Origin of the sequence: Microcoleus sp. S36b_A4, assembly GCF_036700645.1 — a bacterium.
Classification (GTDB): domain Bacteria; phylum Cyanobacteriota; class Cyanobacteriia; order Cyanobacteriales; family Microcoleaceae; genus Microcoleus.
Genome location: NZ_JAUBPI010000002.1, coordinates 57832 through 79715, shown reverse-complemented (window position 1 = coordinate 79715; position 21884 = coordinate 57832). Strand labels below are relative to the sequence as shown.

The following is a 21884-nucleotide window of genomic DNA, read 5'->3' as shown; positions in this document are numbered from 1 at the left end:
CTAAAACGGCACCTCAATCCCCAATTCCTCACAAAATCCCCGAATCACGCGATCGTTCTCCTCCATCGCCCGATCCATCGATTGTAATTGTAAAGCGATCGCCCCCAAATCAATCTCCTCCTCCTCCTCAAACGTATCCACATAACGGGGAATATTCAAATTAAAATCATTCTCCGCAACCTCCGACAGCGGTGCACAATAACTATATTTGTTTTCTTGTAACCGTCCTCGATAGGTCTCAACAATCTTCTCTACATCCTCATCCCGCAAAAAATTTTGATTCTTTGCCTTCTCAAAATTCGCACTCGCATCAATAAACAAAATATCATTCGGATGCTCGCGACACTTCTTAAACACCAACACGCAAGTTGGAATGCTCGTGCCATAAAAAATATTCGCAGGCAACCCAATCACCGCATCCAACCAATTGCGCTCATCGATCAAATACTTGCGGATCTGCCCCTCCGCCGCACCGCGAAACAAAACCCCGTGGGGCAGTACCACCGCCATTGTCCCATTATCATCCAAGTGATGCAGCATATGCTGCACAAACGCAAAATCTGCCTTAGAACTCGGCGCTAACCGCCCATACTGACTAAAGCGATCGTCTGACTCAAACAGCTTATTCGCACTCCAATGTGCCGAAAACGGCGGATTTGCTACCACCGACTCAAACCGCATCCCCTCATGCTGCGGATGCTCCAGCGTATCCTCTTGCCGCAGATCGAAATTCCGATAATGCACCCCGTGCAAAATCATATTCATCCGCGCCAAGTTATAGGTGGTGCGGTTCATCTCCTGCCCGTAAAAATCCCCGACAGACTCCACCTCTCGCGCCACCCGCAACAACAACGAACCCGATCCACAAGTCGGATCGTAAACAGACTTCAGCCGCCGCTTCCCCGTCGTCACAATTTTCGCCAACACCTTAGAAACCTGCTGCGGCGTATAAAACTCCCCCGCCTTCTTCCCCGCCCCACTCGCAAACTGCCCAATCAAATACTCATAGGCATCGCCCAGCACATCGCTCTCGCTGTCCTGCAACCGAAAATCAATCTTATTCAAATGCACCAAAATCTTCGCAATCAGTGCATTCTTCGCCTTCGGAGTTCGCCCCAACTTTGTCGAAGTCAGATCCAAATCCTCAAACAAATGGTCGAAATCCTCCTCACTCTCCTTCCCCATCGTCGATCGCTCAATGCTATTGAGCACCTGAGTCAAATCGTCCAAAATAAAAATGGAACTCGCTTCCAACTCCTCATCACTAATCTCTTCCTCCTCCGCCTTATTCCCCAATGCCCGCTTTGCCAAAGCACCAAACAACTCCGACGGCTTCAGAAAATACCCCAACCGTGCGATCGACTCCTCTTTGATTGCCTCTAAATATTCCTGCCCTTCTGCTGAAGATTCATCAAGCTCTAGAAAATCAATCTTATCCTCAGCCAAGATTTCATTAGCGTAAAGATACTGACGCTCCGACAGATACTTATAGAAAATAAACCCTAAGCAATAATCCCGAAACTCATCAGCATTCATCTTGCCCCGTAGCGAGTCGGCAATATTCCAGAGTTGAGTTTCTAATTTTTTCTTTTGTCCGTTTTGCCCGTTTTGTCCGTTTGCCATTTATTTCTCGTACTGGGCGATCGCTAGCACCGCCAAAAAGTATTGTCCGATCGGAGTATAGACCCTAACCAGTGTCTAAACATTGAAATCAGGCAAGGAAGCTTTACAGGAATCCAGTCACCCTCATCTCGAAACCCGTAATTGTGCTGCAAGGAAACCTCAAGGTTTTGACTGCGATGGGTTTAAGAGATGAAGTTGCCTAACTTATAATTGTATCGCAGTTGCGGTACAATACTGGATATAATCGAATAATACCGCAGCTTGATGATGTAGGTCAACCCGTTCTTGCTAGCCATCGCATCTCCTTTCCTCGATCGAGTTCGCCGCACGATTCGACTCAATCACTTAAGCCGTCGCACTGAAAATCGAAACATTCATCACAACTTCTTCACGCACGAATCACTGTAATTAACCGACCCATCGGGGTAGTCTGAATTTCAGTTTTCAGTCGTTCTTCTAACTCCGGTGCATTATCTCTGCGATCGAATATCACCAACCACCCTTCATCTTGTCCCAATCGAGCCAAATATCCATCTAACTGTTCCAACCCTTTACTCAACGGATACTCCTGCGGAGTCGCTGCGCTAACGACTTTCCGAGTTCGCCAAACCTTCAGTTCAATTCCCAATGTTACCTCACCATAACGCAAACATAAATCCATTCTGTCGCGTCCGATCGCATATTCCCGCTCCAATGTTCCCCCACCATTAATCACGCGATGCAGAAACGCCATCAACACTAAATGCGGTGCAATTTCGGGATAAGACGCACTTTTGAGTAACGGTTCGCCATGCTGTAGCCAAAAGGCGAGAAACGCTTGCAGAAGTGCCTCGGTTATCAGTTCGCCGCGATCGTTCAACCAACTCGGACTGATAATCGGTAAACTATCTTGCGGCCCTTGCGCCAAAACTCGCGGCAACACTTCTCGATAAATCGGATTGGCGATGACTAAACCCCCGGCTGGATCTCGTTTGAGCAAGCCCAAATCTACGAGATATTGGCGATCGTCACTAGAAGATTCTGGCAATTCTCGTCCGGCTAGCATCGGCTCAATAATGGCTTTAACTCGGTTTTCTCGCAGTCGTTCTGCCAAGCTATCTAAATGCGTATCTTGTCGTTTGATTAAAATTTCTTTGGCTGCCCAAATATGTTCTGATGTTATTTTTATAGATTCATCTGTAACTAATTCTTCTACGATTTCTTTAGCTAAAGCATTCACTAACCAAGGTTGTCCCTGAGTCAGTTCAAAAGCTAAGGCTACGGCTTCAGGTGTAAAAACTTGTCCGGTATCTTGGGTATGTTGCGCGTAGAGTTCGGCGACTTCTTCTGCATTAAAATCTCTCAGAGTAATCGATCGCACTTTAATATTAAACGGACTGGATGTATTGAGTCGATCGCTTCCCCCCGCAGCCACTTTGTAATCGCGAACATCCCGCAAACCAATTAAACCCACCGATTGCGGAAACGCTTTCGGGCGATTGGGATAACCATCGCGCAGTTGTCGCAGAATAGAAATCAACGCTTGGTCTTGCAATGCGTCAATTTCATCGATGAAAATGACCAAAGGACGAGGAGAAGATTGTGCCCACAGGCTGAGTACATGGCCGATTTGCTGTCCCGGTTCCGACGAGGGCCAAGCAGGCGGCTGCAATTCTGGGGGAAGTCGAATCGAAATCGCCCGTCGCCAAGCCCCCAAAATAGCCTCTTCTGCACCAGCAATGTCTTGACTGAAGGGTGCGCCGACTTCTACCGACAGCATCACGGCGGTGTATTGTCCGCTTTCGGTGAGTTGTTTAGCTAACGCTAGCATAGCAGTGGTTTTTCCCACTTGCCGGGGTGCATGGATGACGAAATAGTTGCGTTGAGCGATTAACCGTTCTAAGTTTGGTAAGCGTACCGTGGGCGACAGTGCGTAATGAATGTCTTCTTGGCATGGGCCAGCAGTATTGAACCAACGTGGCATAGGTCAACTGGGGCGAATGGGGCTGCTCTCAGTTTACTGTACTGTTATTGGAAAGGCGTTCTAGTTGTTAAGCGGGGGTTTGTACCGACTCTCGGTACCCGATGAAACTCTCTATGAGCGAAATTCGTGCTCGATTCTTGATTCAAAAAACCTCTTGCAAAAATAATTAGGACGGGCTCTCCGTCCCATCAATTGATGAAAAGGATTTTTTGCAAGAGGTCTAAAGAACGGAAGAACCCCAACTGCCAACTGCCAAAGTTTCACTCTTCCACCCGATAGCCCAATTCCGCCAAACGAGTGCGGGACTGCCGCCACTTCGGCTGTACCTTGACAAATAACTCCAAATATACTTTGCCTTCAATTAACTTTTGAATCTGTTCGCGGGCCGCACTGCCGATCGACTTGAGCATACTGCCGCTTTTACCGATTAAAATGCCTTTTTGGGAATCCCGTTCGACGTGAATTGTCGCCAGAATGCGAGTTATTTTTGCTTCTTCTTGAACTATGTCGATCGCAATTGCTACGGAATGCGGCACTTCTTCCCGCGTCAGCAGCAAAATCTGTTCCCGAATCAATTCGCCCATAATAAAGCGTTCCGGCTGGTCAGTCACCAAATCTGGCGGATAATAGTAAGGCCCAGCCTCCAAATGTTCGATTAACAATTGTTGCAGCGGCTCGACACCCTCGCCCGTGAGAGCGGAAAATTTCACCACTGGCCACTCAGGATTGACAATTTGCTCGTAAGTTCGATCGATCAACACGGAATCCTCCGGTTGTTCGTCCAACTTATTCATCCCCAAAATCACCGGAACTTTGCAATTGCTGAGAATTTCGATAATATATCGATCGCCCCCTCCCGATTCCACGGAACCATCCACCACAAACAGCACCACATCCACCGACTGAATCGCTGTGCGGGCATTCTGCACCAAAACCTTGCCCAATTGGTGGTGCGGCTTGTGAATTCCGGGAGTATCTACAAAAATAATTTGTGCTTCCGGTGTCGTTAGGATGCCCCGCAGCCTGTTACGTGTCGTCTGAGACACCGGCGAAGTAATCGCAATTTTCTGCCCCACCAACTGATTCATCAGCGTTGATTTTCCGACATTCGGGCGTCCGACAATACCCACAAAGCCCGATTTGTAACCCGCCGGAGCCGCGGGAACACCCATAATGTCCGATACGTCGATAAATTTACTGTCTTCCACTAAAATCACCTATTTTCAAGCCCCTTCTCTGTCTATTGTCGCCTGAAAATACTCAAACGGCCATTGGTGCACTCTAGCATCTTTCTCGCCCTGGTATAGCGCGCCACACTCAAAGCTCGATCGAGCCACAAACCAGTGTTAAAACGTGATACGCGATCGGCAAAACTTGATATCTGAGACAAAATTTGATAAAGTTCCAATGACATCGCTCAAAAATGAATCATTCTGGTAAAACCGACTCCCCAATGCTGTAACAACTTCAGATGTGTAAATGTCTAACTCAACTGAAACTCTTTTACAGTTTGTCATGCCAACCAGTTTTAACATTTTTGAAGATGTTTGGTAATAAATTAGGTAAGTTGAACTCAAACTCAAAAGCTCAATATCATCAGGCGCTTTCTCAATAAAAGCTAGTGTCTTTTGAGCATACCTAAATTAGTGCTAATCGTCATAAAGTTGAGGAGATGAATCAGATGAAATCGAAATTATTTTGGAGTTGCTGCACCGTTTTGGTAGCAAGCTTGCCTGTTTCCGCCTTGGCTCAAACAAGCCCTCCTACAAGCCCTCAAGCAGGTATTGACTACAAGGGTGGCTCTAAGAATTACCAGTTGGTACCGGGCAGAATCCAGGACAGAACCTTGCCCAGAGCCTTTGACTTTCCCATTATTACCAATGTTGGTACTGACACTAGCATCACCTCGGATTTCCTAATTACCGATCAGTTTCGTGCCCCAGCGGGTCGTACAGAATACACCGGAGCTCTCACCGCCTGGGCAACATCAATCAGAGAATGTCTGGCCAAACAACCACTCTTGATTCGAGCCAGCACTAAGAACCCGATTCAGATTAATGGTAGAGTAGGCACGATTGTCAGAAACGCAAATAACCGTGCAGTTTGCAAATAAGCCAGCAATATCACGGCGGCTAAATTGACCGTAATTGCTGTAAGGGCGGGTTCACCAATATCTCCCATGCAAGCATCGATACAGTAAACCCGTCACCGCAGCGATATTGGGGTCAATCGAAGCCAGTTGATATAACTTCCGCTATCTTAAAGATAAAAACTAGAGAGTGTTTTTGAACAAAAAGAGCAATAGAAAACCTATTGCTCTTTTTGTTGGCGAAATTGCAATTAATATCTATTAGGACTTCTATGATCGGCTGAAACGACATCATATAAGAGGTTTGTAGTGAGGAATGCAAGTCTTTATCAAAGTTTAAGGACTTGCATTCCTCACTGCAAACGAGATAATTACGCAGAAACCAGCTTTTTTCCCAAAAATCCCGTGAAACCCTAAGAATATGGATTTTAACACCTGGTTTATGAAAGTTTGTCTGCGTAATTCACGATTTAGTAGCGCAAAATTCATGTGTACTCAGTAAAATTTCGCCATAATCAGGAATCCAAGCTAGCCACTGTTCTTCCGAACATTCACACAACAGCCACGCTTCGTCAAAGCTGAATGCGGTTGGCGGATTGAACAATTTAACCCACATAGAAGGAGTCAATTTTGGTGCAGGTACGGCGCAGCCAAATCTTTCCCAGTCGCGGACACTAGCGAAGCTTCCGGGGGTTGGTTGGGATTGCCAAGTACGAATATCTGTTTGCAGTTGCATAACTACTCCTGTCTAGCTAAGAGTCTGCACCAGGGCGCGGTTGAAACAACCCAGAGCGAAGGCGCAGATAAATTTTGATTATGTAGTCTATGTTACCGAATTATATAGGCGAATGTGTAACGTTGTAGCAAAAATTTACAATCGAGAGGAAAAAACGGGCTCAAAGCTGAAAAGGTCGATCTTTTATTGTTGGGTTCGGCAACGATCGCCTACCATAACAAACAACACCTGATATCGTTTCCGGCTGCATCGGAATGATAAATTAGAGGGCAATTCATGAAGGATTGTTACAAGTCGCCACCTATCTCGGCGCAATTTTCAGTTGTTCGATTCACAGTCAACAGTCAACAGTCAACAGTCAACATCATTCCGGTGCAACCGGAATTGATATGATTTATTTCAAAAATTCCCACATGAACCCAACTGCCAAATCCCAGTGGAAAACTCTAGATCGCTTTGTAGAAATCAAGTCTCATTGGGTAAAACTAATCGCCGAACATCTCGAAACAACCGAAGGAAAAACAGTAGAATATTGGCGAGTAGAAAGAGCAGATTCAGTTGTAATCTTGACAATTAAAGCTGAAAAATTTGTGTTTCCCTCACCGATGTATCGCCCCGGCGTGGCATCCGCAACCCTGGATTTTCCCGGCGGTCGCGTACCAGCCGAAGCGACGCCAGCAGAAGCAGTTCCACCTATAATTCAGAGGGAACTAGGCGTGACAGAAAGTGCGATCGCCCGCATCGAACCGATCAACACCGTCGGCTGGGCAATAAACAGTTCCTTCTCCAATCAAAAACTCTACGGTTTTGTTGCAGAATTGCATCCGACAGCAATAGTAAACCCCGAACTGATCGGTGCTGAATATCCTGTCACCCCAGACGGAATTCGCGACTTGCTTAAAAAATTAACTTGCCTCCAGTGTCGAGCCTTACTGCTAGAATGGCAAAATCAAGTCGATTTTAGATTTTAGATTTTAAAATTGGGAATTGTCCCCCGATGCTCGCTGATTTGAATTTTAGGACTTACGCTCATCAACCCGGTTTTTCTGACAAATCTTGGGTTAAGCAGCAAATTATCTAAGAAAAAAACCGGGTTTATAGCCCCTTGTCTGTAAGTTCTAAAATTCCTGAAAACCCAAATCACCGGAACTAATCATGCCTCTTAATAATGAAGTTGCTGTCGAATGCCTCGACGTGACATATCGCCTTAACCGCAGGCATTTAGTAGAAAAACTCAATTTCAAAGTGCTGCAAGGTGAAGTTTTAGTATTGCTGGGACGCAGCGGGAGTGGCAAAACTACTACCATGAAATTGATTAACAATTTACTAACGCCAAGCAGCGGCGAAGTTCTTGTCATGGGAAAACCGACAACTCAGTGGAACCCAATTCAACTGCGCCGAAACATTGGTTATGTGATTCAAGAAATTGGTTTGTTTCCCCATTTTACCGTCGAGCAAAACGTCGGTTTAGTGCCGAAATTGGAAGGTTGGGAGGGCGATCGTATTCAATCTCGCGTCCGCCAACTGTTAGAATTAGTCAACCTAGACCCCCAGCACTTCGCCAAACGCTATCCCCATCAGTTATCTGGCGGACAGCGGCAGCGGGTAGGCGTCGCTAGAGCACTGGCGGCTGACCCTCCGATATTGTTAATGGATGAACCGTTTGGTGCTTTAGACCCGATTACTCGTCTGGAATTACAGCGGGAATTCGGTCAATTGCAGCAGCAACTCGGCAAAACTGTGATTTTTGTGACTCACGGCATTCAAGAAGCTTTTTTGTTAGCTTCTAGAATTGGTTTGATGCAAGATGGACGGTTGGTTGAATTGGGATCGCCGGATGATTTTCTAAAATCTCAGCATCCAGAAGCTGGGGCATTTCTTGAATGTTTGCAAGTAGCTAGATTTGAATAATTTTAGCAAAATTTTGATACTATAGTTTTAGTAACTAAGCTGATAATCAAACAATGCACAGTCTTTACGAGACAGACTTCTATGCTTGGACGCAAGAACAAGCCAAGTTACTTCGCAAGTGTCAGTGGAGTCAACTTGACTTGCCAAATTTAATTGAGGAGATTGAATCTTTGGGCAAACAAGAACGTCAAGAACTTAGAAATCGTTTGAGCATTTTGCTGGGACATTTGCTGAAGTGGCAATATCATCCCCAGCAGCGGAGTCGTAGCTGGCAGTCTACAATTCGAGTGCAGCGGCGGGACACTCAGAGACTGATACATGATAACCCAAGTCTGAAACCTTACTTGCAAGAAGCTTTCCAAGAAGCTTATCAAAACGGTAGAGATTTGGCAGTAGGAGAAACCGATTTACCTCTCAAAACATTTCCTCAAAATTGCCTTTACAGCTTAGAGGAAATTCTGGACTTTCACTTCTATCCTGGTGCACCAAGTCCTGAAATAGAAAATGATTTATAACGTTAACAGCAATCAGCAATAACCAATTACCCAATGATAATTTTTATCAACCGCTATGGCGCTGAGATAATTAAGCACGCAAGTGAACACTTATATTTAGTAACTGTTGCAATTTTTATCGCTATTATTGTGGGGATTCCTCTGGGGATTTTAGCCACGAGAAAACCCAAATTGAAAAAGTCCATTTTGGGATTTGCTAATATTATGCAAACAATTCCCAGTTTAGCTTTGTTTGGCTTGCTAATCCCGGTGCCGGTAGTGGGTGGAATAGGCGATCGCACGGCAATTATCGCCCTCACTCTGTATTCTTTACTGCCCATTATCCGCAATACTTATACTGGTATTGTCGGGGTCGATCCAGCGATTACGGAAGCCGGAAGAGGCATGGGGATGACTGATATGCAACTGTTATGGCAAGTGGAAATTCCCCTGGCGCTGGGCGTGATTCTGGCGGGCGTGCGAGTTGCTGCTGTAATTGCGATCGGACTCGCTACAATCGCCGCTGCAATTGGCGCGGGTGGCTTGGGGGTGTTTATTTTTCGTGGCGTTGCTACCGTCAACAATCAGTTACTTTTGGCTGGGGCAATTCCGGCGGCTTTAATGGCCTTAGCTGCGGATTTTGGGCTGGGTTTGGTAGAAGCGCGCCTCTCGAAAAGTACATTAAAAACTATTAATGAGGACTAGAATCCTGGCTACCTTCCGTCAGCGTTGTCACTATCTGCGAACCCGAAGCATTCGCAGGATTTGCTATCAGATTGCGGATTTCATTGGAGCGTTCCATGTACTCGCGATCGCTCAAAACAGCTTGGCTTCCCTCGATCGAAATAGCATCGGCTAAATCGATCCAAGAACGGCAACCGCCGTATTCAGGAAGGTATGGAATTTCGCGGCTTTCTGCAAGGCGATAAGCCCGCAGCAATAAAATATAAATTGGCTGAGCTTGTTTCCATTTTAGGCGATCGCTGACAAAACTTTCATTCCAAATATGGTAAGGAAATAGCGCAGTAATTGCCGGTTCCCAAGCTACCAAAAAAACATCAGTAATCTCCGCCCAACTGCCAATTCTAATAACTTCAGGATGCCAACCAGATTCGACAGTCTTGACTTGATGTGCAAACTCCGGCTTTAATAAACCCGGCTGTTGGTGTTCAAAAGTTGGATACAGCAAAACCTGTTTGTCAGTGACATTAAACTGTCCTGCTTGCTCGCGAATTCCCCCCTTCCGCAACAGCACAATCGTTTGACCTTGTTCCAAAGCATTAACTGCTACATCCCATTCTTTCAGCGCCCTAGTAGTTGATTTCATAAAAAGTTAGTTGAGTTTTAACCAAAATAACAAAAATCGGTAATTCCAAGCAAGTACAGCCATTTCTTCCTGTTAAAATAAGGTAGTGCTGACCATGCAAGACTACCTTATTTTGATAAAGACAATAATTGGTTGCACTACATACTGAGCTAACTACTTTTCTTTTTATTACTCTAACCGATAAAATAATCCTCTCTTCAGTGTCCCAGCTATCCTCTACTATCACACCCGGTAGATTCAGCAGTTTTGTCGTTAATTTTTTCATGAGTTTACTTAAATACTTAATAAAGTTTAAAGATTTTCGCATATATATTAAGTACCAAACAAGCATATTGAGATTTGTTAAAATTTAAATATTATTCAAAAAGCTTAGATTATACTTTTTTAAAGTGCATAGAAAATAGTTTTTTTAATTCGGTTCTGTCATAAATATCAGTATCTTTACTAAAATACCGCCTGCAGTTCAATTTTTTATTAGTGAAATTACGGACATGAGTATTACTATTTTCGGTTACAACCTCAGTGAAGCCATTTACGAAAGTGTCAATACTATTATTTATCGCGGCACCAAAGATATTGATGGAACCTCAGCAATTATCAAAACCTTCAAAGCTGAGTATCCGACAATCGAAGAAATTTCCCGCTTAAGACACGAACATAAAATCCTCAGACATTTAGACAGTGAAGGAATAGTTAAGCCCATAGCCTTAGAAAACTATCATAACAGTTTAGCACTGATAGTAGAAAATTTTAGCGGTCAATCTTTAAAAGATTTTCTTAACAATCAATCCTTGGCGATAGACGCATTTATAAAAATCGGAATTCAGTTGGCAACAACTCTTGGAGACATCCATCAGAGTAATGTTATCCATAAAGACATTAAACCCCAAAATATATTAATTAACCCAGATACAAACGAAGTAAAAATCATTGATTTTAGCATTGCTTCTCTCTTAGAGCGAGAAAATCCAACCGTCACCAATCCCAACGTATTAGAAGGAACTCTTGCTTATATGTCGCCGGAACAAACTGGCAGAATGAACCGCTCATTTGACTACCGCACCGACTTTTACTCTCTCGGTATTACATTTTATGAAATGCTGACGGGTAAGCTACCTTTTTCCGCAAAAGACCCCCTGGAATTCGTTCATTGCCATATAGCTAAAGCACCAATAGCACCTAAAAAGCTGAATCCAGAAATCCCGGATGCAGTTTCTGAAATTGTAATGAAATTATTATCTAAAACTGCTGAAGATAGATATCAAAGTGCTTTCGGAATAAAAATTGACTTGGAAACCTGCCAGCAGATGCTTTCTTCTGGAGAGATTTCCCACTTTATTATAGGTCAACTAGATTCCTACAGCCAGTTTCTGATTCCGCAAAAACTCTATGGACGGGAAATAGAAGTTGCTAGTTTGCTAGAAGCCTTCGCTCGCGTCAGTAATGGTACAACGGAAATGATGTTAGTTTCCGGTTATTCAGGTATCGGCAAATCTTCCTTAGTTAACGAAGTTGATAAACCTATAGTCGGAGCACGAGGGTATTTTATTTCGGGTAAATTTGACCAATTTAAGCGGAATATTCCTTATGCTTCTTTAATTCAAGCATTTCAAGGATTGATGCGGCAACTGCTGACTGAAAATTCGGATAAAATAGCAATTTGGAAAGCTAAAATTCTCGAAACACTTGGTACCAATGGGCAAATTATTATTGAGGTTATTCCCGAAGTAGAAAAGATTATTGATCCACAGCCTGCGGTTCCGACTTTGGGACCCACTGAATCTCAAAACCGATTTAATCGAGTGTTTCAAAAATTTATACAGGTGTTTAGTAAAGCCGAACACCCCCTAGTTATATTTTTGGATGACTTGCAGTGGGCAGATTCGGCTTCCCTCAAGCTTATCCAGCTAATTATGACCGATCCAGATAGTAAATATCTGCTATTAATTGGAGCTTATCGGGATAATGAAGTCAGTGCCACTCATCCCTTAATTTATACTTTAGAGCAAATTCAAAATACCAGGGCGATAGTAAATAATATTATCCTCCAACCTTTGGATATATCTCATGTCAACCAATTAGTGAGTGAAACCCTTCGCAGTCAAATTTCCCAAGTTTTGACCCTGGCTGAGTTAGTTTTTCAGAAAACCCAGGGGAATCCCTTCTTCTTAACTCAACTGCTCAAGTCTCTTTATCAAGACAAACTCCTATCCTTTGATTTCAATCAAGTTTGTTGGCAGTGGGATATCCAACTGCTTCAAAGCATTGATATCAGCGATAATGTTGTCGAATTGATGGTCAGCCAAATTCAAAAGCTATCGTCCCCGACGCAGAATGTCTTAAAATTAGCTGCTTGTATAGGAGATAAATTTAGTTTAGAAGTTGTGGCAATTGCTAATAAAAAATCTCAGTCAGAGACGGCAAGGGATTTATGGGAAGCGCTACAAGCTGGTTTCGTTATACCACTAAATAATTCCTACAAAATCCCCCTGCTATTTGACTCGGAAATATCTACAGAAGACTCAACGGATCAGTTTAATGTCACCTACAAGTTTTTGCATGACCGAGTGCAACAGGCATCTTATTCTCTGATACCCGACGAGCAGAAAAAAGAAACTCACCGAAAAATTGGTCAGCTACTGCTGAATTCCACAACCCCTGAAGAACGAAAAGAAAATATCTTTGCACTGGTTAACCAACTAAATTATGGAACGGATTTAATTACTTTGGAGTTGGAAAGATATGAGTTGGCAGAACTCAATCTGATCGCGGGACAGAAAGCCAAAACTGCCACAGCTTATGAGTCGGCTGTCAAATATTTGAATGTAGGTTTAGGACTACTCCCGGAGAATAGCTGGGAGAGTCAATATAATCTGACGTTTAACCTCCATCTGGAAGCAGCAGAAACTGAATATATAAACACTAATTATGAGCGAGCGGAACACTTATCTAAGACGACCCTGAAACAATCGAAAACTCTTTTGGAAAGAGGCAAGGTCTACGAACTTATAATTCAATTAGAGATGTCTCAAAATCGGAGAATATCAGCTATAGATAATGGACTCGTGGTTCTGGAAATGTTCGGGATTAGCTTAGAGCCAGAACCACCTCAAGAACTGATAGTTGATGATTTAGCAAACTTGCCGACAATGACAGCTCCCGATAAAGTCGCGGCTATGCGAATATTAAATCTTATTATAACACCAGCTTTTATTGTAAATCCGGCGATGTTTCCGCGAATTCTTTATACAAAAATAGCCTTGTCTATTAAGTATGGGAATTCGCCTGAATCGGCTTTTGCTTATGTTTGGTATGGAGTGCTACTCTGTGGAGGATTAGGAGACATAGATTCTGGATATCGATTTGGCAACTTAGCTATTTATTTACTAGAAAAATTTAACGCTATTACCCTTAAATCAAAAATAGTTTGTATATTTAATTGTCTAGCAAGGTTTTGGAAAGATCCGCTTAATGCCACCCTAGAATCTTTGGTTGATGCAATTCAAAGTGGTATAGAAACGGGAGATATAGAATATGCTTGTCACAGTATAGCAAATTATTGCAATCACTTACTTTTTAGCGGGGGAGAGCTACAAAAAATTGAGCTAGAACAGGCAAAGTATGTTTGTATGACCATTCAGCTCAAACAAGAATATGATACTTTGTTTGTGAAAGTTCACCAGCAAATAGTTGACAATTTACTGGACAAAAACTCAGACAAATACCATTTACTAGGCGCAAGCTTTAATGAAGAAGAACTACTGCCGGGAATTATAGCTTCTAATAATGGGACTTTGCTCTATGCCTATTATGCCGGTAAAATGATGCTATCTTATTTATTTAAAGAGTTTGATCAAACAGTGGTAATTGCTCATTTAGCATTAAAATATGCCAGCATGGGTGCCGGATTAATCCACATGAGTATCGACAACTTTTACCATTCTCTTTCCCTCCTAGCACTTTATCCAAAAGCCTCGCAAAAAGATAAAGAAAAATATCTAAGTGTAGTAGCAGCTAACCAAGGAAGAATGAAGACTTGGGCGTTCCATGCGCCGTGCAATTTTCAGCACAAGTATGAGTTAGTAGAAGCAGAAAAAGCGCGGATTTTGGGACAACCTTTAGAAGCCAGCGATTATTACGATCGCGCCATAGCAGGAGCCAAAGAACAGGGATATATCCAAGAAGAAGCATTAGCCAACGAATTAGCAGGAGACTTTTATTTTTCCCGGTCTAAAGATAAAATTGCTCGGATTTATTTAACTGATGCTCGCTACGGATATATTCGCTGGGGAGCTAAAGCTATAGTCAAAGATTTGGAAGCCAGATATCCTCAAATTTTTTCCCGGATAGCCAAGCCCGAAAGTCAAGGTAGCCAGGTCACGACGATCACTAGCTCGACGAGTGGAGGAAGTGCAGGATCTCTAGATTTAGCTACTGTGATTAAAGCATCTCAAGCTCTTTCTGGTGAAATTGTACTGAGTAGGCTGTTGGCGAAATTGATGAAAATTGCGATCGAGAATGCGGGTGCTCAAAGTGGCATTTTCATTTTAGACAAAGCTGGAAATCTACTGATTGAAGCTTATGGCACTGTAGATAGCGATGTAGAAGTGCTGCAAAGAATACCAGTGGAAAATACTAAGCAACTACCCCTATCTTTGATTAACTATGTTGCCAGAACTCAGGAAAATGTGGTATTAAACGATGCGAGTTGTGAAGGAACCTTCACGGCGGATACTTATATCGTCAACCAAAAACCCAAGTCAGTATTATGTACTCCCATAGTCCATCAAGGAAAACTTACTGGCATTCTTTACTTAGAAAATAATCTCACAACTGGTGCTTTTACTCCAGATCGTTTAGAAGTTTTACAACTTTTATCTTCTCAAGCAGCTATTTCAATTGAAAATGCCCGTCTTTATAACGATTTGGAAGGAGCAAATGCTACTTTAGAAGCGAAGGTGGCAGAAAGAACGCAACAGTTACAAGAAAAAAATATCGATTTACAAAAAGCAGAAGAATTAGCGAAGGCCGCCAACTCTGCCAAGAGTGAGTTTCTTGCTAATATGAGCCACGAGCTCCGAACGCCACTTAATGGCATTTTGGGTTACACCCAAATCCTCAAACGACAAAAAAACTTGGCTGACCAGCAAAAAGATGGTCTGAACGTGATTAGTCAGTGTGGCGAACACCTCTTAACCCTAATTAACGATATTTTAGATCTCTCCAAAATCGAAGCCCGAAAAATGGAAATCCACTTGAGTAATTTCCATTTCTCACAATTTTTGGAAGGTCTGGCTGAAATTTGCAATATTCGGGCAGAACAAAAGGGAATCTCCCTGATTTACGAGCCCATTACCCAACTACCTATTGCCGTCCAAGGTGATGAAAAACGCTTGCGTCAAGTTTTAATCAATTTACTCGGCAATGCGATTAAGTTTACCGAAAAAGGTGGCGTGGCATTCAAAGTAGGATATCAAGATGGCAAAATCCGGTTTCAAGTGGAAGATACCGGAGTGGGTATGGCATCAGAGCAATTGCAAGACATATTTTTGCCTTTTCACCAAGTAGGAGAAGCCAACCTGAAGGTTGAAGGAACCGGGTTGGGACTCGCAATTAGTCGCCAATTAGTCCAGATGATGGGCGGTGAAATAAAGGTGAAGAGTACATTAGGACAAGGGAGCATTTTCTGGTTCGATTTAGATTTGCCAGAGGTATCGGAATGGGCGACTAATGCAGCCAAAGCCAATGCCCACACAATCGTTGGTTTCAAAGGCCGAAAGCTAAAAATTCTCATAGCTGACGACAAGTGGCAGAATCGCTCGATCATAGCGGGAATGCTTCAGCCGTTAGGATTTGAAATTCTGGAAGCAACGGAGGGTCAGGACTGTTTAAACAAGGTGGTGGAGTATAATCCCGACTGTATTTTGATGGACTTGATGATGCCAGTAATGAGCGGCTTAGAAGCAACGCGCCGGATTCGCAAATCATCAGATCAGACTAATTTAGTGGTGATTGCTACTTCGGCCAGCGTTTTTGATTTCGATCGACAACAAAGTGTCGAGGTAGGTTGTAATGATTTTATTCCCAAACCGATACGGATAGAGGAGCTTTTAGAAAAATTACGTACTCATTTAGGGTTAGAATGGATTTATGAAGAAAATCTGGAAAAGATTAGGAAAGCAGAAGGAGAAAAAAAATCTTTAAGTTCTGAAATTGTAGCTCCCCCCGATGAGGAAATCGCCGTTCTATTCGATCTAGCGATGATGGGCGATCTCCGAGGGATTGCGGAGCGAGCTGCAAAACTAGAACAACTCAATGAGCAATGGGTTCCCTTTGCTACCCATCTGCGCCAGTTAGCGAAAGGATTTGAAGAACAACAAATCCTAGAGTTTATTAAACAATATAGGACGACAACCAATGAGTAGTGAAATTGCCGAACAAAGCACCATTTTAATCGTAGATGACACCCCGACTAATTTAGGTGTCCTGTTCGATTTTTTGGCTGATTTTGGCTTTAAAGTATTGGTAGCTAGGGATGGTCAAAGTGCTCTCCAGAAGGTCGCATATGCTGCGCCCGATCTGATCCTGTTGGATGTGCTTATGCCAGGAATAGATGGGTTTGAAACTTGTCGCCGTTTGAAAGCTAATGAATTAACGAGAGACATTCCCGTGATTTTTATGACGGCTCTTGCTGATACGGTGGATAAGGTTAAAGGTTTGAGTCTGGGTGCGGTCGATTATATCACTAAGCCTCTTCAGCATGAAGAGGTTTTGGCTCGTGTTAATGTCCACATGAAGCTCCGCAATTTGTCGAAGAAACTCTTAGAGCAAAATGTGTGCTTGCAAGCAGAAATCGAACAGCGTGTTAAAGCGGAATCTTTGCTCTTGAAGCTGGCATCGGAGTTGGAAAGGCGAGTTGAGGAAAGGACGGCTGAACTTTTCCAATCCAATCAATTGCTTCAACAGGAGATTCAAGAGCGTCTGCAAGCAGAGGCAGGATTGCAACAATCGGAAGCTTTATTGCGAACCCAAACTCAATGTTTAGAAAAGGCTTTTAGAGAATTGCAAATCACGCAGACTAAACTTGTGCAGAGTGAAAAAATGTCTTGTCTAGGTCAGCTTGTTGCAGGTGTAGCCCATGAAATAAATAATCCCGTTAATTTTATTTTTGGGAATATTTCTTATGCCGATGATTATACCCAAAATTTGATTGATCTCGTCAATCTTTATCACCAAGAATTTCCGGATGCAGGGCAAAAAGTTGAACAGAAAATAGAGGAAATAGAACTAGGTTTCTTGGTTGAAGACTTACCTAAATTGCTGAGTTCAATGAAGGTAGGTGTTGACCGGATTCGCGAAATTGTTCAGTCGCTGCGAATCTTCTCGCGATTGGATGAATCTGAAATGAAACCGGTGGATATTCACCAGGGTATTGATAGCACTCTGTTAATTTTGCACAACCGTGTTAAAGGAAGGGGCGATCGACCTGCAATTGAGGTGGTCAAAGAATTCGGCAATCTGCCTCTGGTAGAGTGTTATGCGGGTCAGCTTAACCAGGTGTTTATGAATCTTGTTGCTAATGCGATTGATGCCATAGATGATTATAATACGACGCGATCCTTAAGTGAAATGAAAGCTAATCCTTCTCAGATTTTTATTCGCACTGAGGTCACGGAATCTAATCGAGTGTTAATTCATTTTACGGATAACGGGCCGGGGATGACAGAAGAAATTAGCCAACACCTATTTGAGCCATTTTTTACTACTAAGCCTATCGGGAAGGGTACTGGTATTGGGCTGTCCATTTCCCATCAGATTGTAGTGGATAAACACGGGGGCAAGCTCAATTGTATTTCAGCTCCTAATCAGGGGGCAATCTTTATTATTGATATTCCAATTCACCAGAAAATTTTGGCTACTAATTTAATTACGATGTCTAAAACAGCTATGGGTATTTCTTAGTTAATTTTAACTGAAGGCGAGTTCAATAAGTTTTAAGGGTTGCACGACTATATCAAAATCGATCAGGCAGGGGGATATTCCCCTACTTTAGGTAATGAAGTAAGAGACGGATAGAAGCCTTCGGGAGCATCTCAATGAAAGCCGCGAAGCTAGAAATTGGAGTTTTGAGGCATGAGGCAGAAGGAAGGAACGAGAAGAAGTGTTTTTATAACCCACATTCGGCACCCCCAACTGGCACATACGCGGGTTGAGGGGGTAAAAGTGAATCATCCCAGATAATAGTGAGTAAAAACACCCGAAAATCTGTGCAACGCTCGCATCACCCAGTTAGGAATTCCTAAAAATTGCCATGAGCTCATGAATTAAATCTTCTTCAGCCATAAAAAGTCAAAAATCTAACCATTACTAACTATTACTTCCCAGCATATGTCGCCAGCATTATGACCATGAGGCATCACTTCTGTATCTACATTACTTAAATGTCAATAAGTTTTTCCAATCAATTTTAGACTTAATTCACAACAAGAAATAATCAAGCCTACAGGTGAATGCCAATAAAATTACTATCGCAAACCGTTCAGATATCAAATTAAAAACTTATTGAATTCTTTGAATACAAACGGTATGAATAAATTGTACAATTGGGAATGTCCAGCGTAGAGTAAAATGAGCTTGAGTCTAGGTGAGATGTGTCGGTATTTATCGGGAATTTTTGAGCCACTGACAGGGCAAGGGTTGTGAATATTTCGGTAAGTTCGGCTTTTATAATTTATCTAATACTCTTCCTAAACGGTCATCATTCAGATGTGATGCTTGAATTCCTGACCCCAGTAAATGTTCTATTGCTTTCCCTTCAAAAAATTTAGAGAATAAGTATAGTCGGGCCGAGACCAACCCTAATCCATTGATAATTATGGCTTTGACTACCAGGCCGGGACTGACTATATTGCCCGGTTGTTTGCCTACTAATTCATTGATTTTTTGGACACTTCCTAGGTCATCAATTAAACCTGCTACTAAGCCTAGATGATCTAAGTTTTCTATTGTCATCTCAGATGCTTTCTGCATGGTCTGCTGAATTCGGATTTGAGCGTTGATCGCGATCGCAAGTTTACGCTATTCTTGGTGATGATTGACTATGCTTGCCATCGCAATTAACGCATTTTCGTCATCAATCAGGTAACAGTGAGGTAATAAACTTGGTTTGTGACGATCGCAATTTTAACCTACATCAGATTTAACTCACGCCCTCATGTCTATTATCAGGAATGCTTAACTAGGTGATGCCAGCGTGACCGAAATAATTGAGTATTTTTACTCACTATTGTCTGGGATGATTCACTTTTACCCCCTCAATCCGCGTATGTGCCAGTTGGGGATGCCGAATGTGGGGTGTAATATCACTTCCGGCTGCACTCCTTATAATACTGAGGACACGGCACTGCCGTATCCTAATTTCTTCTTCCTACTTCTTCCTTCGTGTTCTTCGCGCCTGGGCGGTTCAATCAAACCAATTCTTCCCGCACCAAAGGAGCAAATGCACTAATTTTCTGCAATTACCGATCGCTCTTTAATCCAATCGAGTAAAATAGGATTGACCAATTCCGGCGCTTCATCCTGGGGACAATGGCCCACTCCCTCCAAAGGAATAAACTTTTCAACAGCCGGAAACTTTGCCAATTCTCGCCCCAATGCGATCGGCTCCCAAGGGTCATCCGTACCCCACAAAATCAAAGCCGGACAGCTTAAATGAGGCAACAAATCCTCCGGTAGCGGGCCTTGAGAATAACTGATAAATGCCACAAATACTTCGACTGCGCCGCTGTCTTTAGCAGGTTCCAGCAGCATATTGACCAGTTCGTCGCTGACAGCTTCAGGACGGCGATATGCTTGCAAAAGCACTTTTTTTACTGTTTTTGGCGTTGCTAATTGTTTAAAAAATAATTGACTTATCCACTTGACATTTAGAATTTTTTGTGCAATCGGCGCTCCAAAACTGCGATACCAAGGCAATTCGGCGCGTTTGCGCTCGTGCAGCAAGCGTAGGGAACAATTGAGTAAAATTACGCCCTCAGCAATATCGGGAAAATCAACAGCGGCTTGCATAATTGCTACACAGCCGATCGAATTTCCCACCAAAAAAGCCGGCCCGCCCGCAACTTCCCGACAAAAATCAGCAATTAGCTGTCCCCAAGTTTCAAAAGTATAGTCAATCTCAAGCTTGGGCGCGGGTTTAGCAGAACCGCCAAAACCGATGAGGTCGATCGCATAACAGCGACAATCAGCAGCCAGCGCCGGCAAATTCTTGCGCCAGTGGCCCCAAGACGCACCAAAACCGTGGACAAACACCACCGCAGGCCCCTGGGAACCCGCAGCCTGATAGCAAATCGGAAAGCCTTTCCACAGCCAAGTTTGAGGTGCAACAGCAGTTGACGAAGTGGGAGTAGAAGATGTCATACGATTTTAGATTTTAGATTTTAGATTTTAGATTGGGCATGGGGCATAGGGCATGGGGCATAGGGCATGGGGCATAGGGCATTGTCAACACTGCCAAGTGCCAACTGCCAAGTGCCAACTGCCAATTGCCAACTGCCAACTGCCAACTGCCAACTGCCAACTGCCAACTGCCAACTGCCAACTGCCAACTGCCAACTGACTACTTTGCAGTTAGAGCCGATATTATGTCACGATTAAACCTGCTGACTTCTTTGCTGTATTAAAATTTCCCTTATGCCAACGATCGTTTCCACTGCTGTCGTACCGTTTCTGGGGTCAGAAATTGTACCCGACTACGACACCGCCAAAGTAGTAATCTTGCCAATTCCCTACGAAGCTACCACCACTTACCGCCGGGGGTGCGAAAACGGGCCCGCTAAACTTCTAGAAGCTTCTCATCAACTCGAGTGCTACGACGAAGAATTGGATTCCGAAGTTTGCTACGATGTCGGAATTTATACAAAAGATCCGATCGCCGATACCCGCAACAGGCAACCAGTTTCATCCTCAGAAATGCTGCGAGTCACCCAAGCAGCAGTCTACCAGCTAGTTACCGAAAATAAATTTGTGATCTCCCTCGGAGGCGAACACAGCATCACTGCCGGCGTTGTTGAAGGTTATCGCCAAGCATACCCAAACGAACCTTTCACAGTCGTGCAAATCGACGCCCACGGCGACTTGCGACACGAATACGAAGGCTCGATTCACAACCACGCCTGCGTGATGCGACGTGTTGTAGATATGGGCTTACCGACACTGCAAATCGGGATTCGCGCTATCTGCAAGGAAGAAGCCGACTTGATTAAAGCAAAACAGCTAAACGTGATTCGAGCCAGAGAAATCGCTACTCAACCGGATTGGGCCGATCGGGCAATTGCCAGCATAACAACTAAGCGAGTATTTTTGACGATCGACTTAGACGGCATCGATCCGACTTTGATTCCAGGGGTGGGAACACCCGAACCGGGCGGGTTAAATTGGTATTCCCTCACCGCATTTTTGCGCCGCATCTTCGAGTCCTACGAAGTAATCGGGTGTGACATTATGGAATTAGCACCTATTGTAGATTCTGTAGTCTCAGAATTTACCGCCGCCAAATTAGCATACAAACTTATTGGATACCAAGCTCTGGCTCAAGGTTGGCTAAAGCCAGGCGAGGAATAAATCGCGAAGTACGAATCACAATAGGCTGTTGGCAAGGCTAGAATTAAGCTAAAGCCAAACCACAGCCAATTTTATTCGTGCTGACAGTTTCATCTTTCATGCTGGCAAATACTGCTCTT

At 43.5% G+C, this 21884-nt stretch carries 16 protein-coding genes and 1 pseudogene; 8 read left to right on the top strand and 9 right to left on the bottom strand.

Going from position 1 to position 21884, the window contains the following annotated elements; genetic code table 11:
• The 4 genes from QUA03_RS01235 to QUA03_RS01220 form a co-directional block, all read right to left on the bottom strand.
• Window positions 1-1623 (bottom strand): type I restriction-modification system subunit M, encoded by a 1623-nt coding sequence (locus QUA03_RS01235; RefSeq protein ID WP_333209036.1) that lies wholly within the window; start codon window positions 1621-1623, stop codon window positions 1-3.
• A gap of 388 nt (window positions 1624-2011) precedes the next feature.
• Entirely contained in the window at window positions 2012-3586 is a 1575-nt protein-coding gene (locus QUA03_RS01230; protein ID WP_333209035.1) for an AAA family ATPase, read from the bottom strand.
• A 260-nt stretch (window positions 3587-3846) separates the two neighbouring features.
• A complete protein-coding gene (gene era / locus QUA03_RS01225) occupies window positions 3847-4758 on the bottom strand; it encodes a GTPase Era (protein ID WP_333209153.1) in 912 nt (303 codons plus the stop codon).
• A gap of 68 nt (window positions 4759-4826) precedes the next feature.
• Window positions 4827-5000 (bottom strand): hypothetical protein, encoded by a 174-nt coding sequence (locus tag QUA03_RS01220; RefSeq protein WP_333209034.1) that lies wholly within the window; start codon window positions 4998-5000, stop codon window positions 4827-4829.
• Between the two features lie 267 nt (window positions 5001-5267).
• On the opposite strand from QUA03_RS01220, the gene QUA03_RS01215 reads away from it, so the two are divergent.
• The gene (locus QUA03_RS01215; protein ID WP_333209032.1) at window positions 5268-5699 is read left to right on the top strand and encodes a hypothetical protein; all 432 of its coding nucleotides are present in this window, start codon (window positions 5268-5270) and stop codon (window positions 5697-5699) included.
• Between the two features lie 439 nt (window positions 5700-6138).
• On the opposite strand, the gene QUA03_RS01210 is transcribed toward QUA03_RS01215, so the two are convergent.
• Window positions 6139-6411, bottom strand: a complete 273-nt coding sequence (locus tag QUA03_RS01210; RefSeq protein WP_333209030.1) for a hypothetical protein — start codon at window positions 6409-6411, stop codon at window positions 6139-6141.
• A gap of 284 nt (window positions 6412-6695) precedes the next feature.
• On the opposite strand from QUA03_RS01210, the gene QUA03_RS01205 reads away from it, so the two are divergent.
• The 4 genes from QUA03_RS01205 (at window position 6696) to QUA03_RS01190 (ending at window position 9521) form a co-directional block, all read left to right on the top strand.
• On the top strand, window positions 6696-7382 hold the full coding sequence (locus tag QUA03_RS01205) for an NUDIX hydrolase (RefSeq protein WP_333209028.1): 687 nt from the start codon (window positions 6696-6698) through the stop codon (window positions 7380-7382).
• Between the two features lie 184 nt (window positions 7383-7566).
• Complete coding sequence (locus QUA03_RS01200; RefSeq protein WP_333209026.1) at window positions 7567-8322, top strand: ATP-binding cassette domain-containing protein; 756 nt, start codon at window positions 7567-7569, stop codon at window positions 8320-8322.
• Between the two features lie 53 nt (window positions 8323-8375).
• Window positions 8376-8837 carry a DUF29 domain-containing protein gene (locus tag QUA03_RS01195; protein WP_333209024.1) on the top strand — a complete coding sequence of 154 codons (462 nt, stop codon included), beginning with the start codon at window positions 8376-8378 and terminating at the stop codon, window positions 8835-8837.
• Window positions 8838-8870: 33 nt separating this feature from the next.
• The gene (locus QUA03_RS01190; protein ID WP_333209022.1) at window positions 8871-9521 is read left to right on the top strand and encodes an ABC transporter permease; all 651 of its coding nucleotides are present in this window, start codon (window positions 8871-8873) and stop codon (window positions 9519-9521) included.
• Here the strand turns inward: QUA03_RS01190 and QUA03_RS01185 are convergent.
• A complete protein-coding gene (locus QUA03_RS01185) occupies window positions 9508-10143 on the bottom strand; it encodes a DUF1802 family protein (protein WP_333209021.1) in 636 nt (211 codons plus the stop codon). The two genes, QUA03_RS01190 and QUA03_RS01185, sit on opposite strands and share 14 nt — an antisense overlap.
• Window positions 10127-10408, bottom strand: coding sequence for a hypothetical protein (locus QUA03_RS01180; protein ID WP_333209020.1), 282 nt, complete (start codon window positions 10406-10408; stop codon window positions 10127-10129). The genes QUA03_RS01185 and QUA03_RS01180 overlap by 17 nt, the downstream gene beginning before the upstream one ends.
• Before the next feature lie 226 nt (window positions 10409-10634).
• On the opposite strand from QUA03_RS01180, the gene QUA03_RS01175 reads away from it, so the two are divergent.
• Together QUA03_RS01175 and QUA03_RS01170 are read left to right on the top strand one after the other, a co-directional pair.
• Window positions 10635-16568, top strand: a complete 5934-nt coding sequence (locus tag QUA03_RS01175) for an AAA family ATPase (RefSeq protein WP_333209018.1) — start codon at window positions 10635-10637, stop codon at window positions 16566-16568.
• Window positions 16561-18105, top strand: coding sequence for a response regulator (locus tag QUA03_RS01170; protein ID WP_333209015.1), 1545 nt, complete (start codon window positions 16561-16563; stop codon window positions 18103-18105). Before QUA03_RS01175 ends, QUA03_RS01170 begins: the two co-directional genes overlap by 8 nt.
• A gap of 661 nt (window positions 18106-18766) precedes the next feature.
• On the opposite strand, the pseudogene QUA03_RS01165 reads toward QUA03_RS01170, so the two are convergent.
• Window positions 18767-19173: pseudogene (locus QUA03_RS01165) on the bottom strand (DUF4277 domain-containing protein); the annotation flags it as partial.
• A 474-nt stretch (window positions 19174-19647) separates the two neighbouring features.
• Window positions 19648-20562 (bottom strand): alpha/beta fold hydrolase, encoded by a 915-nt coding sequence (locus QUA03_RS01160; RefSeq protein ID WP_333209011.1) that lies wholly within the window; start codon window positions 20560-20562, stop codon window positions 19648-19650.
• Window positions 20563-20835: 273 nt separating this feature from the next.
• Between QUA03_RS01160 and speB the strand changes: the two genes are divergently transcribed.
• Window positions 20836-21765 carry an agmatinase gene (gene speB / locus QUA03_RS01155; protein ID WP_333209009.1) on the top strand — a complete coding sequence of 310 codons (930 nt, stop codon included), beginning with the start codon at window positions 20836-20838 and terminating at the stop codon, window positions 21763-21765.
• The last annotated feature ends 119 nt before the right edge of the window (window positions 21766-21884 follow it).